The organism is Moorena sp. SIO3B2 (genome assembly GCF_010692525.1).
In the GTDB taxonomy this organism is placed as follows: Bacteria; Cyanobacteriota; Cyanobacteriia; order Cyanobacteriales; family Coleofasciculaceae; genus Moorena; species Moorena producens.
The window spans coordinates 1-15,878 of sequence record NZ_JAAHHE010000147.1 but is presented as its reverse complement, the minus strand read 5'-3'; the positions used below and the strand labels follow the sequence as shown (position 1 = coordinate 15,878).

14 protein-coding genes are annotated in these 15,878 nt (G+C 43.3%); 4 read left to right on the top strand and 10 right to left on the bottom strand.

Annotated features, from left to right (window positions below; genetic code table 11):
- The 6 genes from F6K38_RS24305 to urtA all read right to left on the bottom strand — a co-directional run.
- Nucleotides 1-383, bottom strand: a 383-nt coding sequence (locus F6K38_RS24305; RefSeq protein ID WP_287357702.1) for an ATP-binding cassette domain-containing protein, incomplete at its 3' end; no start/stop codon positions are given.
- Nucleotides 384-565: 182 nt separating this feature from the next.
- On the bottom strand, nt 566-697 hold the full coding sequence (locus F6K38_RS24300) for a hypothetical protein (protein WP_267872103.1): 132 nt from the start codon (nt 695-697) through the stop codon (nt 566-568).
- Nucleotides 687-1,853: an urea ABC transporter permease subunit UrtC gene (gene urtC, locus F6K38_RS24295; RefSeq protein ID WP_287247773.1), complete on the bottom strand. Its 1,167-nt coding sequence runs from the start codon at nt 1,851-1,853 to the stop codon at nt 687-689. The genes F6K38_RS24300 and urtC overlap by 11 nt, the downstream gene beginning before the upstream one ends.
- The gene (locus tag F6K38_RS24290; RefSeq protein ID WP_287247775.1) at nt 1,837-2,013 is read right to left on the bottom strand and encodes a hypothetical protein; all 177 of its coding nucleotides are present in this window, start codon (nt 2,011-2,013) and stop codon (nt 1,837-1,839) included. Before F6K38_RS24290 ends, urtC begins: the two co-directional genes overlap by 17 nt.
- 14 nt (nt 2,014-2,027) lie before the next feature.
- On the bottom strand, nt 2,028-3,197 hold the full coding sequence (locus F6K38_RS24285) for an ABC transporter permease subunit (protein WP_287247777.1): 1,170 nt from the start codon (nt 3,195-3,197) through the stop codon (nt 2,028-2,030).
- A gap of 252 nt (nt 3,198-3,449) precedes the next feature.
- Nucleotides 3,450-4,733 carry an urea ABC transporter substrate-binding protein gene (urtA, locus tag F6K38_RS24280; protein ID WP_008188596.1) on the bottom strand — a complete coding sequence of 428 codons (1,284 nt, stop codon included), beginning with the start codon at nt 4,731-4,733 and terminating at the stop codon, nt 3,450-3,452.
- Between the two features lie 515 nt (nt 4,734-5,248).
- On the opposite strand from urtA, the gene F6K38_RS24275 reads away from it, so the two are divergent.
- The 3 genes from F6K38_RS24275 to F6K38_RS24265 all read left to right on the top strand — a co-directional run bounded on the left by F6K38_RS24275 (nt 5,249) and on the right by F6K38_RS24265 (nt 11,669).
- On the top strand, nt 5,249-7,042 hold the full coding sequence (locus tag F6K38_RS24275; protein ID WP_008188598.1) for a sensor histidine kinase: 1,794 nt from the start codon (nt 5,249-5,251) through the stop codon (nt 7,040-7,042).
- Nucleotides 7,043-7,439: 397 nt separating this feature from the next.
- Nucleotides 7,440-9,056 (top strand): iron uptake porin, encoded by a 1,617-nt coding sequence (locus tag F6K38_RS24270; protein ID WP_287247781.1) that lies wholly within the window; start codon nt 7,440-7,442, stop codon nt 9,054-9,056.
- A 1,299-nt stretch (nt 9,057-10,355) separates the two neighbouring features.
- Nucleotides 10,356-11,669, top strand: a complete 1,314-nt coding sequence (locus tag F6K38_RS24265) for a TMEM143 family protein (RefSeq protein WP_287311676.1) — start codon at nt 10,356-10,358, stop codon at nt 11,667-11,669.
- 145 nt (nt 11,670-11,814) lie between these two features.
- Here F6K38_RS24265 and F6K38_RS44375 read toward each other — a convergent pair whose 3' ends face one another.
- The gene (locus tag F6K38_RS44375) at nt 11,815-11,949 is read right to left on the bottom strand and encodes a QAALIT motif small membrane protein (RefSeq protein WP_502708286.1); all 135 of its coding nucleotides are present in this window, start codon (nt 11,947-11,949) and stop codon (nt 11,815-11,817) included.
- Nucleotides 11,950-12,102: 153 nt separating this feature from the next.
- Nucleotides 12,103-13,524 (bottom strand): GTP-binding protein, encoded by a 1,422-nt coding sequence (locus tag F6K38_RS24260; protein WP_287357699.1) that lies wholly within the window; start codon nt 13,522-13,524, stop codon nt 12,103-12,105.
- A gap of 248 nt (nt 13,525-13,772) precedes the next feature.
- On the opposite strand from F6K38_RS24260, the gene F6K38_RS24255 reads away from it, so the two are divergent.
- A complete protein-coding gene (locus tag F6K38_RS24255; protein WP_044494882.1) occupies nt 13,773-14,783 on the top strand; it encodes a GAF domain-containing protein in 1,011 nt (336 codons plus the stop codon).
- A gap of 124 nt (nt 14,784-14,907) precedes the next feature.
- On the opposite strand, the gene F6K38_RS24250 is transcribed toward F6K38_RS24255, so the two are convergent.
- Nucleotides 14,908-15,216 carry a hypothetical protein gene (locus tag F6K38_RS24250; RefSeq protein ID WP_048815331.1) on the bottom strand — a complete coding sequence of 103 codons (309 nt, stop codon included), beginning with the start codon at nt 15,214-15,216 and terminating at the stop codon, nt 14,908-14,910.
- 174 nt (nt 15,217-15,390) lie between these two features.
- Nucleotides 15,391-15,687: a hypothetical protein gene (locus F6K38_RS24245; protein WP_287357697.1), complete on the bottom strand. Its 297-nt coding sequence runs from the start codon at nt 15,685-15,687 to the stop codon at nt 15,391-15,393.
- Nucleotides 15,688-15,878 lie beyond the last annotated feature (191 nt).

The window sequence follows — 15,878 nt, the reverse complement described above, 5'->3', positions numbered from 1 at the left end:
GCTACTGTCCGTTTTTCCCCGGGTAATGTACGTCCAAACAGGGTGGAAAACACATTCTTATCACGATTGCAGGCTAAATCTAAGTTTTCTCGAACCGTTAGATTTAGGTAGACTCGTGGTGTCTGAAATTTTCGACCAATGCCGAAGCGAGAGATTTGGTGTTCAGATAAGCCTCGCAAATCCTCTCCCTTAAACAACACCCGTCCCTCCGTTGGCTGTACTTTCCCAGTCACTACATCCAGAAACGTAGTTTTCCCAGCACCATTAGGACCAATCATCACTCGCAATTCCCCAGCATCCATACTAAAGTTAAACTGGTTAATTGCTTTGAAGCCATCAAAACTTACCGTTAGGTTATCAATTTCAAGAATTTTTGAGTTCATTTGTAGTTTGCTAATGGTTAATGACTTTAGAAGTTGTAAGCTATCAGCTATCAGCTATCAGCTATCAGCTATCAGCTATCAGCATATGCTTAGATGGGCTTTTCCCCAGACTTTCAATATCTCATGAATCTCGTATAAAATTCTCTCGTTTGCGTATCGGCGCACGCTACGCTGGGTTTATTTTAAGCTGTTCGCGTAGCGTGAGCTTTTAGCTCACGGCTGACAGCTGACAGCTGACGGCTGAATGCTCCCTGCTCCCTACTCCCTTGCTGTAATAACCATGCAATGGAAATCAAGACCAGCTTAATGACCAATCTCTTCTTTTTCCCGTTGGACTAGTGGGTCTTTTTCTAGGCTGGGATAAGTTGTTATCACTGGTTTTTCGGTACCAAAAAGCGATCGCATTTGTTCAATTCCCTCGTCTCGCAACCAGCCGACAATACCATTAGGCAGTACTGTCACTACAATTAGGAACAGCGCGCCCTGGAAAAATAGCCAAACTTCGGGAAATTGCTCACTCAACAAGGTTTGACCTAGTCGGACTAATAAAGTACCCAGAATTGCTCCGACTAGAGTTCCTCGTCCTCCCACAGCCACCCAAATCACCATCTCAATGGAAAACGCTACTTCCATATAGCTGGGGGTAACAATCCCTGATTGTACCGTATAAAGGGCTCCAGCCACTCCAGCGATTCCCCCAGAAACCGCAAATACCAGGACTTTGAATCCGGTAGGATCGTAGCCAGAGAAACGCACCCGATTCTCATCATCCCGTATGGCAATTAACAACCGACCAAAACGTCCACTGGTTAACCAACGGCACAATAAGTAGATCAGAACCACACACAGGATACTAATTTCGTAGAAAGCTAACTGAGCTTGTTTGGAACTTACTAACATCCCAAACAGGGTTTCTGTATCAGTTTTTAACCCATTAGTACCATTAATTAGCTTTTGCTGTCCATTGAAAAAATTGAATAAAACCAGCAGTGCGGCTTGGGTTAAAATCGAGAAATAAACCCCTTTAATCCGGTTACGAAATACCAGATAACCCAGCAATCCAGCCACGATACTGGGAATTAAAACAATAGCAATTAGGGTAAAAGGAAAGGAATAAAATGGTTGCCAGAAGAATGGCAGTTCCTTTACACCATAGAGGGTAAAGAATTCCGGTATTTCTCCTTCTGGTAATTGCAGTTTGAGGTGCATAGCAAAGGCATAGCCCCCCAACGCAAAAAATATACCATGTCCTAGACTCAGCAGTCCGGTATACCCCCAAATCAGGTCAATCCCAATCGCGACAATAGATAATGACAAAAAACGCCCCAACAGCTTGAGGCGAAAATCCGGCAAAATCACTGGCATTAATAACCCGAAAACTAGAGCAATTCCTACGATTGCTACTATTTCTATAATTAACTTTCGTCGCCGCTGCTTTTTAATGGCTTGTGTTCTAGATACATAGGTCATAATTTCTGAAAATAGCAACTATAGCATTTATCAATTTGGTGAGGTACTTTAGCAAAGGGAGTAGGGAACAGGGAATCGGGAGTAGGGAATCGGGAGTAGGGAATCGGGAGTAGGGAATCGGGAATAGGGAATCGGGGGAATAAAATTGACTGTACCTCATAAATGTTGAAAACGCTATAATTCCGCCGTGCGTCCTTTTTGTGGGAATATTCCTGAAGGTCTCACTTGTAAAAAAGTAATAATTAAAGCGAAGACCATAACTTTTGCCATACTGGTGGTCGCAAAGAAGGTAAAGAAGTCCGTTACCGGTTTAAGAAACTCTACTGGCATCAACATAAAGGCTATGCTTCCCGAACCAATAATATAGGTAAGTGTACCAATTGCTAGGGCGGCTATTATGCTTCCGAATAAGTTTCCGACACCGCCAACCACCACCACCATAAAGGTATCGACGATATAATTTTGACCAGTATTGGGACCGACAGAACCTAGTAATGTAATCGCACAACCTGCTACACCAGCTAAACCAGAACCTAGGGCAAATGTTAACGCATCTACCTTTTGTGTAGGGATACCTAAGCAAGCACTCATACTGCGATTTTGGGTAACAGCTCTAATTCGTAATCCCCAACTGGAGCGATTTAAGAACCAGTAGGTACCCAATAGACAAATAATCGTCAAAATAATGATAAAGATCCGGGCATAGGGCAATTGGAAGTTACCAATCGGAAATCCCCCTTGAAGCCATGCCGGTGCAGTCACGTCTACATTTCTGGCACTAAACCAAGGTCGAGTAATTCCCCGTTGACCCGTTTGTCCTAACAACACCCCAGTTACGATCGCAATTCCTAGAGATAAGAATACCATCAAAGCCATCGTCCAATTGCGAATTCTCTGCCAATCTAAACGACGGCTGAGAACCCACCTTGACCCAAAAAACAGCAGGCAAAATACCGCAATTCCAATCACCAATACCCAATTTACACTGCGGACAAACTGCCGCAATATCAAACTTACCCCCCAAGTAGCGAGAAGGGTTTCCAACGGTCGCCCATATAGATAACGAATGACCCCCCTCTCCAATACCAGTCCTACCAACGCTGCCACCAGAAAAGCCATGGGCAGGGCAAATAAGATGTAGACATTAAACAACGAATCGCCAAAAAAGGCTTTAAAGGTATTTTGGACAACATACGTTGTATAAGCGCCCAACATCATTAACTCGCCATGAGCAAGATTAATCACGCCCATCAGTCCAAAGACAACAGCTAGTCCTAGGGCAGCGATCAGTAGCACGGAGCCAATACTAATCCCGTTAAAAATTCCTTCTAAAAGTGGCAGCACAATTGAATTAAATATGAATTATGAAGGATGAATTATGAAGGATGAATTATGAAGGATGAATTATGAAGGATGAATTATGAATGGTGAAAACTACTTGATTTTTATGTTTTTGAAGTTTATAGTAAGCACTCAATACTCAACTAACAAAACTCAATTTTAAATGCCTTAAGGCGCGCTTTCCAATGGCCGGGGAACCCGGCCTTGGGTCGCGCCTGTAGTTTACTTCATAGGTCATAATTCATCCTTGATCACTTATGCTTTCTCCTTTTTGTACTTCCCTCCCTTATTGGGATCGCTCCAGTCACACCCATACCCTTTCGTTTCTGCTACATATTGATTCCAGGGGATGGGAGGAACGGGTTTAGGTGTGGATGAGACAATTTTGAACTGACCATCGGCTTGGATTTCACCAATGCGCACTGTCTTAGAAATGTGATGATTTGGATACATCTCTACTGCTCCTTCTGGTGCGCCAAATTTTTGACCGATAGCAGCTTTGCGCACAGGCTCTAGGTCAGTAGTTCCAGCTTGCTCTACCGCCTGCTTCCATAGGTAAACCATAATGTAAGCCGCTTCCATGGGGTCGTTGGTTACCCGGTCTTCGCCATACTCGGCTTTGAAGGCTTCCACAAACTGCTTATTGTCGAGGCTATCAACAGATTGGAAGTAGTTCCAGGCGGCGTAGTGACCAATTAGAAATTCTGGACCAATCTGCCGGACTTCCTCTTCTGCAATACTCACCGACATCGTGGGATATTTGTCTGGAGTGAGTCCAGCACCTTTGAGTTGTTTGAAGAAGGCGACGTTACTATCCCCGTTGAGACTGTTGAAGATTACGCCACCATTTGGTAGTGCAGCTTTAATCTTAGAAATGATCGGGGTAACTTCTGTATTACCAAGGGGAAGGTAATCCTCGCCCACGGTCTCTCCACCCAGGGCTTTGAGTTGCTCCTTAATAATCGTGTTAGCGGTACGAGGGAAAACATAGTCCGAGCCCACTAAGAAAAACTTTTTGCCCTTGTTTTTCAGCAACCAATCTACCGCTGGCTCAATCTGCTGATTTGGTGCAGCACCTGTGTAGAAAATATTCTTGGAACACTCCTGCCCTTCGTACTGCACAGGATACCAAAGCATATGGTCTTTGGATTCAAACACTGGTAGCACAGCCTTACGGCTAGCCGATGTCCAGCAACCAAAAATAGTAACAACTTGATCCTTATCAATCAGTTTGGCAGCTTTCTCAGCAAAGGTTGGCCAGTCAGACGCACCATCCTCAACAATAGGCACAATTTTCTTGCCTAATACCCCCCCGGCTTCATTAATCTCCTTGATGGCAAGCTTTTCAGCTTCCACCACAGTGGTCTCACTAATTGCCATAGTACCGGTCAGGGAGTGGAGAATACCCACTTTGATCGTGTCTTCACCACTAGCATCTGAACTCTCGGTGGCTGTGGAGCAAGCCTTCAACAGAAGACTAGTTCCCAATGCCGCTGAGCTATAAAGCAGAAATTTACGTCGTCCTAATCCACTTACCATACTTTCGTACAATCCTCTACCAAATTTAGGCGTAGCCTCATTGAAAAAATTGCGAAGCTAGGGTGTGATATTAGACCTAGGATTGCAAGTAAACTGTTAATTAGGATACAAAAAAGCTAAACTTTCGATCAGTTCATGAAAACTTGACATTTTTTAACATTTTTTAACATTTTTTTGAATCAGATCTACCCATGCTGAGCACTATCTATTCACATTCTGTTAATGAACTCTTTACAGCCTGGATAAGCAAAACCTCCTTTACAAAAGCAAGAGAGAGCAGGCGAAGCCAGGACCGGTTACTATGGTTCAATAACCTCGAAAAAAGCCTATTTTTGCCTAAAAATATAATATTGCCGCCATTAGGCATCATCTATTCAAGCTTTATTGCTCAACTTCTAAACTTACGGTTGTCTTGTAACCTATTGTCTTGTAACTCAGTGTACAGATTGACCATAAGGTTGATGTATTAATAAACACTAACGACTCATGCGCTAACATTTGGCGAGATTTAAGCTTTGTCAGGGGAGGATTTCCAAGGATGTCACACTGGATGTCACCCGAACTCAGGGGCATCCAGAATCAACTGGATCAATCAATTCCTAGCCAGTGCGAGCATTCGGCAGAAAGTTTTTGTTGGCTATGCACTCTCCATTGGTTTGGCCATTTTGGGAACAACGACTGGATTAGGGATTGGCCAGCATTACCAAAAGTCAGCACTAGCTGAACTCACTCGTGCCCAAAAACAAGAACATCTGCTGAAGAATTTACAAATCGCGATTTTAGACCTACGTTCCTATCCCTACTTAGGTGCGCTTTCCGTGATGGCGAGCAATCCCTCGCCATCACGGGTCGCACCTCCTGTTGCTGTGCCCTTGGAAGACCTACAGCCGCTTCAAGAGAAAATTGACCAAGCTCAGCAACTGCTGTTGGAAGCGCAACGGTTTGTCAGAGAGTTTGATACCTGTTCTAAAACAAATACCAATCATTTACTGGATTTACTCAAGACCTACAGGATAATTATTGATTCCTACAACACTCTCATTCAATCCCTGTTGCCGGAAAGCGCACCTGATGATCAGCTTAAACTTGCCCAAAGGCAACTGTTGCCACAGAACAATCCTGAATTAACCACTGCCCTAGAACGCTTTTTTGAGCAGTCAGACCAGCTGATTAGAGCAGCTCAAGTCAAACAGCAGCAAGGGTTGAGCGCCCTTAACCGTGCTGATCAGTTGTGCTTTGGGATCATTGTCAGCAGTATGATCGCCTCAGTTGCGATCGCAATCCTATTAGCTATTCATACCAGTAATGCGATCGCACAGCGAATCAAAAGCCTGACTGAGATCACCGAACAGGTCAAACAGGAGTCTAACTTTACCCTGCAAGCACCAGTCACGACCCGAGATGAAGTGGGTGTGTTAGCCACTTCTCTCAATCAGCTGATTCACGGTATGGCTGACTACACCCAGGAACTCCAGCAAACGGAAATCCAGCTGATTCAAAACGAAAAAATGTCCAGTTTGGGTACTATGGTTGCTGGTATTGCCCATGAAATGAACAATCCGATTAACTTTATCTACGGCAATCTGTTCTTTGCCAGCGATTATATTGAGGATTTACTCTCTCTGGTGGAACTCTATCAGCAGTATTATCCCAACCCTGACCCAGAGATTAAAAATCGGCTCGAAGAGATTGATCTGGAATTTTTGGCCCAAGACTTGCCTAAAATCATCGCTTCCATGAAAGGCGGAGCTGAGCGCATTCGTGAAATTGTGCTTTCGATGAGGAATTTTTCCCGATTGGATGAAGCCGAGATCAAACCGGTTAACATCCATGAAGGAATTGACAATACCCTCGTTCTGCTCAGCAACCGCCTCAAGCCAGGGATTGAGGTGATCAAGCAGTATGGGGATTTACCTGTGGTGGATTGCTACCCAGCTCAACTGAATCAGGTATTTTTGAGTATCTTGGAAAATGCCCTTGATGCCATAGAACAGGATGCTACAGAACACAAGGCTATAGAACACAAGAGTGTCGAATCTTGCCCATCCCCAGTCTTCACCATTCGGATTCAAACGGAGCTAGTTGATCAAAACTGGGTAGTTATCCGAATCGCTGACAATGGCCCTGGGATTGCCGCAGCCATTAAAGACCGGATATTTGACCCATTTTTCACTACCAAAGACCCAGGCCAGGGAACTGGCTTGGGACTCGCCATTACCTACCAAATTATTACCCAGCATCGAGGAAAAATTGAGGTGGCTTCAGAACCAGGTCAGGGAGCCGAGTTTGTCATTAGTTTGCCAAGATAAAATCTGAAAACCTCAGGTGCGATTGACCCATTAAGAATTAAATTCGCCACAGGTCGCACCTTCTGCGACAAGGGTTAAGTAAAGGTAAGCTATCAGCTATCAGCCGTCAGCAGTCAGCTAATCAACGGTCGTAAACAAGCATCGGGGGTGCTGGTGGCACAGGCTAGAAGCCTGTGGCGTAGCGCATTAGCTGATAGCTGATAGCTGACCGCTGAATGCTTACAAGTAAAGAATTCCTATTACTTATAGGGTTTCGTGCGCAGTTGAGCCTAAGTCCTGACAGCGTACCATCAACAGTCAACTATATAAGTAATATTTTGTATCAAGGACTACAAACACCTGGTCAGAGGTTTGTTACTTTCATCCATTAGACTGATGACAGGTGTGAGTGAGAACAATGAATAAACAATTACGCGCGATGTTACTGATGAGTCCATTGATGTTGGTATCCCAATGGGCAGCATCCAAGGTCGCGATCGCACAAGAGGTTTCACCAAACCTTGACCCAGTAAACCTGGGGCAAATGCCTGCACAATCAAAGCAGGTGTCAGTTGATAAACTGATCAAACAGAGTAAACAAGAGTCAGCTTCCATGGGTCAAGTCACCAGTGTTTCCCAACTGCGTGATGTATCTCCTGGAGACTGGGCTTATGAAGCGCTACGGAGTTTGGTAGAGCGCTACGGTTGTATTGCAGGATATCCCAATCGCACCTTTCGCGGGAATCGCGCAACAACCCGGTATGAATTTGCCGCTGGTTTAAATGCTTGCTTGAACCAGATTGAGCGTTTAATTGCTGCGTCTACCGCCGATTTTATCACTCGTGAGGACTTAGAAACCCTGCAACGGCTGATTCAGGAGTTTGAATCAGAATTGGCTACTCTCGGTGCACGAGTGGATAACTTAGAAGGACGGGTGGCATTTTTAGAAGACCATCAGTTTTCTACCACCACCAAGCTAGAAGGGGAAGTGGTCTTCTCTATTGCCAACGCCTTTGGTGAAGACAGTGACAACCAAGTCGTGTTCCAAGACCGGGTACGTTTAGCGTTTGTCTCCAGCTTCACCGGTAAAGATGCCCTCTACACCCGTCTGGATGCCGGTAATGCAGCTACCTTTGATGGCACAGACCAAGGTGCCTTTACTTACAGCTTTGACAGCGGCAACGACCTGGGTATTGGTTGGCTAGCCTACTACTTCCCGATTGGGGATAATATTGATGTCTATCTGCCAGCTGCCTTTCCCCTTTGGCAAGATTTTGTCCCCACCATCAGCCCCTACCTGGATGACTTCACTGGCGCTAGCGGTGTTCTTTCCAGCTATGCTGAATCGAGCCCCATCTATAAAATTGGTTTAGGCGCAGGTGGTGGACTAGGCATCAACTTTAGCCTCGCCGATGCCGTAGTATTGAGTGCAGGTTACTTTGGTGGCAATTCCTTTGACCCCTCTGAAGGTCAGGGTTTATTCAACGGTGAGTTTTCTGCCTTAGGTCAGCTGACATTTTCCCCTAGCGACAGCTTTCAGTTAGCCTTCACTTACGTTCGTGCCTACTTCAATGACTTTGATGATGGCAACGCTATCTTTGATACGGGTGTTGGAACTGAAAACGCCAGGGCACCCTTTGGTGATGGAGGAGATGTCACAGCAAACACTAACTCCTACGGCGTAGAAGCCTCTTTTCAATTCTCTCCCAATTTAGTAATTAATGCCTATGGCGGCTACACCGATGCTGAACAAGCTTCTGGTGGCAACGGTGATGCTGAGATTTGGTACTACGGTCTAGGACTGGCATTACCAGACTTTGGCAAAGAAGGTAACTTACTTGGTATAGTTGCCGGTTCTGAGCCTTATGTTGGTGGTGATGATGATACCGCCATTCATGTTGAAGGCTTCTACAAGTATCAGGTAAATGATAATATCTCGATTACTCCCGGATTAATCTGGATTGCTGCTCCCTTTGGAGACAGTGATAACGAGGATGTCGTGATTGGTGCTCTTAGAACTACTTTCAAATTCTAAGACCTGATCCCAAGTCCGGTTAATCACTTATAATACTGTAGAACCCATGGCTTTTCATGACTTGAAAATTGAAAATTGAAAATTGTTAACTTTCAAGTCACGAAAAGCCAAAAATTATAAGAAGTTAACCGGGCTCGGTATTAGCAAATTATTAGTAATATCATGTCCGCTTGAATACTTATACTAGGGGCGAAAGCAAGGCATTTGGCATTTGGCACCCACCCCTAACCCCTCCCAGGAGGGGAATGGCAGAAGTAAAGGAGTAAGGTTTCAAGGGATAAAGTTTTTTATAACTAATTATCCGAACCTGATATAAGCATATGCTAATAGCTAATAACTGAGAGCTGATAGCTGATAGCTGATAGCTTACAATTATTGAGACGTCTTAAGATTTTTTTCAGTTTGTTTAAACTTGTTTAAGCCGCTTCAGCTAGCTAAAGATTGTCGCTATCGCGTGGATGAAATCGATTACTACTCCAGTCCCTCAGATATGTGGATAGCATTGCCAGTAATGATTTAGAAATTGCTGTCAATGCTTGATCTTATCGAATTATTTATTGTTAATTTGCTTGAATTATTGTAACTAATAAGGTAGTGAGCGCTCACTGTCTCAGGAATTGCGATCAGAAATTGCGATCGCTTCTTTGTCCTCTATGCATAATCTTGGTCATTTGTCAATCAATACCGGGTATTAAGCTTTTTTAAGATTTTTGTTCTTGCTGTTTAAGCTGGTTACCCTTGGTTCTACTATAAATTAATAACTTAAATCCAGATCGACCTTTCCCCCTCATCCCCACTAAGCCGACTTGGCTAGTGTAGTCATACCTGATTATGGTTAGGGGGAAAGGGTAAGTTTGTAGCAACATGATCACAATAAAAAAACCGAGCCAGCAATTAATGTTGGTTCAACTTAACAAAAATAAACAAATTAATTATATCAATTCTGAAATAACTTCCCAATCTAAAAGTTGGAAACAGCTTAGGTGGTTAGATAATAACCTAACCCAGACTAACCTGGTCTGGCGGTTGTGGGTTATTTTGATGATAGTAGTTACTCATCATTTAAGCAATCCTAGACAATTCCAATCCTAAGGCTGAACAACTTTTCGGAAGCTTCTAGCTTAGACCATTGATTGATTAGAAAAAAATTTTAATTTTAGTCCTGGTGAGTTGTTAGCTTTCCAGGATTGGCTGGTAACTCAATAACTATAGCTCCAGTCAATTTGTTCGTTAACCGGTGCTCATTCTCTAACCAACATAATTTTAACGTGAACTATACAGCAATTTAGTGGGACAATGATGGCTATATATCAAGACCGGGAAGCCTTTATCCCTTACCGTCGAACCGATTTGATCGAACTTTGTCTTGAAGATGGAAAACTTGACCCTACCAACTCCCAGAAGTTTCGGGATTTTTGCGAAATTCTGTCAGCCTATTATCATTTTAACTTCCATGAAACCCTGGAGAATTTAAAGGATAACTTTGCTCCCTTTAATCCTGATGCTGACACCAAGTCGATCAAGGAACTGACTCCAGATCAGAAGAGTGAGAGGGAAACTAAATTGATATCGACCTTGACAACTCTCCTGAAAAGTGCAAATTACTTTTCCTTACCTAAAAATATCCTGGAACAGGCTGTGTCAGAACACTCATTGATTGAACTAAAGACTGAGATAGATTTTGATGACTTTGAGGAACTAGTTTGCTATGGTAGAGGAGACAAATCTAAAATTTATTTTTTGAACAAACTTTTAAAACCAACTGAACAAAACATTGAAATCTATGAACGAGTAGTTTTATTGATTAAATTCAAAGATAAATCTTATTTTGAATCAAAAAAATCTAAAAAACTGGAAAATCTAAACTTTATTCCTGGTAAAATGTATGTTTATCTCTATGGCAATATTCCCAAATTTGATCTAGAATTCTTATTTCCAAATGTTAAAATAGGAATGACCTGGAAAGACCGCCTATTATTTGGTTTACCTGCCATTGGAGCTGCCATTCCTCTTCTGGTCAAAGTTCTACCCCAACTTATCTTTATCCTGGGAATAATTTTGTTCGCTATGGGAGTGGAAAGCTTCAGAATTGACCAAGAAAAATCCCATGATATTATGGCTGTACTGCTCACTACTTTATCTGTGGTGATCGCCTTCGGCGGATTTGCATTTAAACAGTACACAAGTTATCAAAATAAGCAGATTAAATTTCAAAAAAGTGTTACCGAGACCCTTTTCTTCAAAAATTTGGCCATTAATGCTGGTGTGTTTAAGTCTTTGATTGATGACGCTGAAGAAGAAGAATGTAAGGAGATTATTCTAGTTTATTATCATTTATTAACTAGTAAAAAGCTACTTAACCCTAAAGAGTTGGATAACCACATTGAAGCATGGATGGATGATAAATTTGACACCAAAATTGACTTTGATATCAATAATTGCCTGCGTAACCTCGAAGAAATAGAGGGCAAAATTGTAAAGGATAACCTAGAACAAGGGAGTAGATGTCCAATCCCTCTGCTGACCTATGATCACCAAGGTCGTTGTCAAGTCTTACCCCTACAGGAGGCTAAAACCTTGATCGATTATGTTTGGGATAATGCATTTGGTTAACCATCTTTAGTCTCCTCTAAGATTCATGGTTCATAGTTCATAGCAACAGTACTAATCAAAACTAATGAACCATGGACAATTAACTATGGATAATTAACCAGCCCACAACCCCCAGAAAAATCGGTTTGGAACACCAACCGATGGTCTAGCTCAAGACATAGACAAGTTTCACGTCTGAGGGTGACAAATTGGCAGGCTGCTGAGTGTCTGGTTGTGTGAGGTTTGCAATTAGGTGAAGCAATAAAGTGAGCATGGCGGCTTGAATTAGTCTTTGGAACATGAGTGTTCTCCTGAATCCCGATGGGCTGGCAGTGATTTTTCTCTGTTGAATATCTACAGAATATCTACACATTCCCAATCTACGACTCCGGTAAAAAACTTGTCAGGTATAAAATTTAGGTAAAATTATGGAAAATTAAGGAATTAAGTCTTATCACTCTACTAGCTGTCTTTCCAATTCTTGCCGCAGACGGAAAAGAATAGTGTCCGACTCCACCCGGTCTAGAATTTCTTTAATGACGGTACTTGCTCCTAGTGGTCCGAAAGAGCAACCTTGTTCGAGATAAACCTGTGCCGCTTGACCAACAGCATACGCCCCATAACCGGCAATTCCAGCTTGGGTAATTGCTGCCCCAGCAAAGGCACCCAAGCCACTCGGACCGATAACCACTGATGCACTCTTACCTACACCAAAAAGCACACTGGTACCCAGTTCACCTAGCAGTAAGCCTCCAGAACTGATCAAAATCTTTTGCCATAGCTTACCTGCTTCATAGCTAGTCATAGGTAGACCATACAGCCGCGCTAGAGAACGAATCATCACCAAGTCAGTCAGAGTACCCCCTAACACATCTAAAATTCCAATCGGATTGAGGGCGACTGCTAGTGCTTTATACTTGGCAAACTGCCAGATTAAGTCTTCTGCTTCAGTTTTGTGTAACTCAATGGCTTTTTTTGCAATAGTATTCTGAGTATTGCGGGCTTGAAATAGAGCGTTGAGGGCTAAAAGTGATCGCCCTTCTCGGTTAAGTAGACTGAAAATTTTCTGTTTAAGCTGATCCACATTCGGAGGTGGAGTTTCCCATTCATAGGTCACTCTACCATCAGGCCACTCCACCCGTACTTCCATAGAAGCTGGTTCTGCTGCCACTAAGACAATCTCATCCGCTGACAACATCTTTTGTAAACGCCGATCCTTGGGGCTACCGGTACCGAGTTGTTGCAACTGTTGATAAATTGCCTCCCGGTCTTGTTCTGGATAGAGGTCAATTTTGTTAAATACCAAGATTAGAGGCTTTTGGCTTTGCCGCAGTTCACAAAGAGCTTGATATTCAGTGCGAGTGATATCACCAGCCACCACAAATAAAATTAAATCCGCTTGGGATACCACCTCCCGCGCCATCTGCGCCTTTACTTCTCCATGGATTTCGTCCAATCCTGGCGTATCAATCAACTCGAAGAGGACTTCACTTTCGGAGCTAGGTGTCCACCGTACCGACTTGGGCCATTGAGTGACACCGTGAATCGGACCAGTTTTAAGAATTTTTTGTCCCAGCAAAGCATTAATTACCGCTGACTTACCACGACTAACCAAACCAAAAGCGGCAATGCGAATCAATCCTTGGTCAAGTTTGTCTAGGCTAGATTGCAAAACCTCTAATTCAGTTTGCAGCAAGGCTTCCATTTCCACATCAGCAGGATTCCCCTGGGAACGATGAAAATTGGTGTACCAGGACAAGGCTTGCTGTAAACTGGCACGAGTGCGGTTGAAGAGAGTTTTCTGCTGGTTGTTGGTGCCATAGGATGTCTGATTACCACCAGCTGGTTTAGATTGGGAAGATCCAGGATAACTCAAGGTTAAATAGGGAAAGACCAGTTACAGTTACTATTTTTACCTAAGCCTTGATGAGAAAATACCCATTATCCGATAGCAATTACCTGATACCAAGTTGCAGTCAAAGAATAAACAAAAAGGAATTGGGAATTAGGAAATTTCCCCCAATTCCTCCTGACCCCATAGGTAAATTAAACGTCAACAACGCCACTTGCTATAAGCCTGTAGACTAATGTGGGATTGGCGCAGGCTGATTGATGGAGGTAAATATGAGTGATGTGAATAAATCTAAACAACAGCTGATTCAGGAAGTGAAAGCACTGCGCCGACAAGTGGATCAACTTAAAGCTACACGAATCGTCTTCAGTGCTCAACATCAGCTATTTAAAACCTATGCCACCATGATGCAAACCGCCTCTGGCTCCCTGATGCTTAGAGCTTTGTTACAAGATATACTCCACGTTGCTGGTCGGCTCACTAAGGCAGAGGAGAGTAGCCTGTTTTTACTCAATGCTGATGGTATGGTCACTGAGAGTCTTCTAGCTCGCGGTGCAACCCTCCCACGATATAAAAAGCAGATCATTGGTCAGGTTCTAGACCAAGGTTTAGCTGGTTGGGTTAGCCGCCATCGGGAAGTTGGGCTGATCACTGATACTATGGATGATGACCGCTGGCTTACCTTACCTGGTCAGCCCTATCAAGTACGCTCAGTATTAGCTGTTCCTATTCTCAGGGGCAAGAGGTTATTAGGCATTATCACCCTAATGCATTCCCAGGCGGAACACTTTGGTGCTAAATCTGCCCGTTTAATGGAAATGACTGCTGAGTCCATGGCTTTGATCTTAGAGAATGCTCAACTCCACAGTCAACAACAACACCTAGGGCAACAGTCTCCTCAGAACTATCAAGTTTTCTCCCCACCCAATCAGCTCACTGAGAGTTCAGATAATTTCTCTTCCCTGGGAATTTACATAATTTATAGTAAAGGCGATTTTCTATATGTTAATCCCAAAATGGCGGAAATTTTTGGCTATTCCTTTGGTGAACTTATTTCTCTGCAATCCTTACTACACGTGGTGGCAGAAGACAAGCGTAAATTTGTGGATGATCGAATAACTAATTGTCTTCAGGGTCAGGGTAAAAATCTCTACTTTACCTTTCCTGGTCAGTGTAAAGATGGCAGCAGGATTAACCTAGAAATTTATGGTTCCCGAACTAAATTATACGGTAAGTTAGTAATCATTGGAGCTTTGCGAAAACTTAATCATTTAAGGGGTTAAGTTCTATGATGTTTGCTCGATTATGTTTGCTCGATGGTGTTTCCTCTAGCAATACTATTGCCCTGAGATATAGTCATCGGCAGGTTTAAAAAAATAAGTTTTATAAAAATTATGGATAGTGTCTCTAATTTTTTGATAGTTTAGAGCTGATTCGCTTAATATTTCTGGAACGGCTAGCAATGGTAGCTTTCCCTTTACCGATTTGTACAAATACTTTACCAGAGAAAAGATTACTGAGAGCTGGGCGTTGGTAAACTACAAAATCATCTAGCTTTGATGTTTCCTCAAACCCCATCTCGGTCAGAGCATCATTGAGAGCAGCAGTAAAAACTTTCTTACTCCTGAATTCTAGGGATACTGTAACGGTTCGATTGAAGTAGGTACCTAATAAACCACCGATTAAGCCAAAAATTATACCAACACTATAGGGCATCCCTGTCACCAGACTTAGCCTCAAAACTTGCGAGGAAAAGACAGTGGTAATTAGGGTTGTACAGGTGAAGTAGTACAAGAATGTTATTAATAAACCAGGACCGAGCTGCATAGAAATTTTATTTGATGTTATAACTATACATTTGCCATTAGTTTAAGACATTTTGAATCTGTTTTAACTGTTTTTTCCTCTAGCGATCGCGTAGCGTGGCCTACGGCCAATCGCTTTTAGCGGAAGCGTTCGCAAAGCGTGGCCCAAAGGCCTCAGCTTCATCGCGCTCTGCTGACCATCTCCATCTTCCCAGAGAGGTAAATTTCGGTCTCTATCCAGAGATGGATGTTGAAATTGCTGGGGTAGTGGAGAGAGTAACATACCTTCGTCTAGCTGATCAACTGCTTCACAGGGATTGATCACGTTAGCGATCGCTTTTAGCGGAAGCTTTGCTTGATCGCGTGTAAAAGGGAAATCCACCAGGGAGGTACTGCCCCTCCTACCACTGCGTTATCAGCACAGTGCCTCGCTTTTCGGCTTCTGGTGGCTAGAGGAAGATGGAGGAATCGAACCCCTACAACATCGCTGCCGTACCACGGTTATGAAGCTTCCACCACCTGAACGAGGTGGTGGTGTCCTATGCTAACCTGGAACTACGAAGCGTCCACAGG

Coding starts and splice junctions, on each gene's coding strand:
- urtC (WP_287247773.1), bottom strand. CDS start 1,853: ATGACCTATGTATCTAGAACACAAGCCATTAAAAAGCAGCGGCGACGA.
- F6K38_RS24290 (WP_287247775.1), bottom strand. CDS start 2,013: ATGAGGTACAGTCAATTTTATTCCCCCGATTCCCTATTCCCGATTCCC.
- urtA (WP_008188596.1), bottom strand. CDS start 4,733: ATGGTAAGTGGATTAGGACGACGTAAATTTCTGCTTTATAGCTCAGCG.
- F6K38_RS24270 (WP_287247781.1), top strand. CDS start 7,440: ATGAATAAACAATTACGCGCGATGTTACTGATGAGTCCATTGATGTTG.
- F6K38_RS24265 (WP_287311676.1), top strand. CDS start 10,356: ATGGCTATATATCAAGACCGGGAAGCCTTTATCCCTTACCGTCGAACC.
- F6K38_RS44375 (WP_502708286.1), bottom strand. CDS start 11,949: ATGTTCCAAAGACTAATTCAAGCCGCCATGCTCACTTTATTGCTTCAC.
- F6K38_RS24255 (WP_044494882.1), top strand. CDS start 13,773: ATGAGTGATGTGAATAAATCTAAACAACAGCTGATTCAGGAAGTGAAA.
- F6K38_RS24250 (WP_048815331.1), bottom strand. CDS start 15,216: ATGCCCTATAGTGTTGGTATAATTTTTGGCTTAATCGGTGGTTTATTA.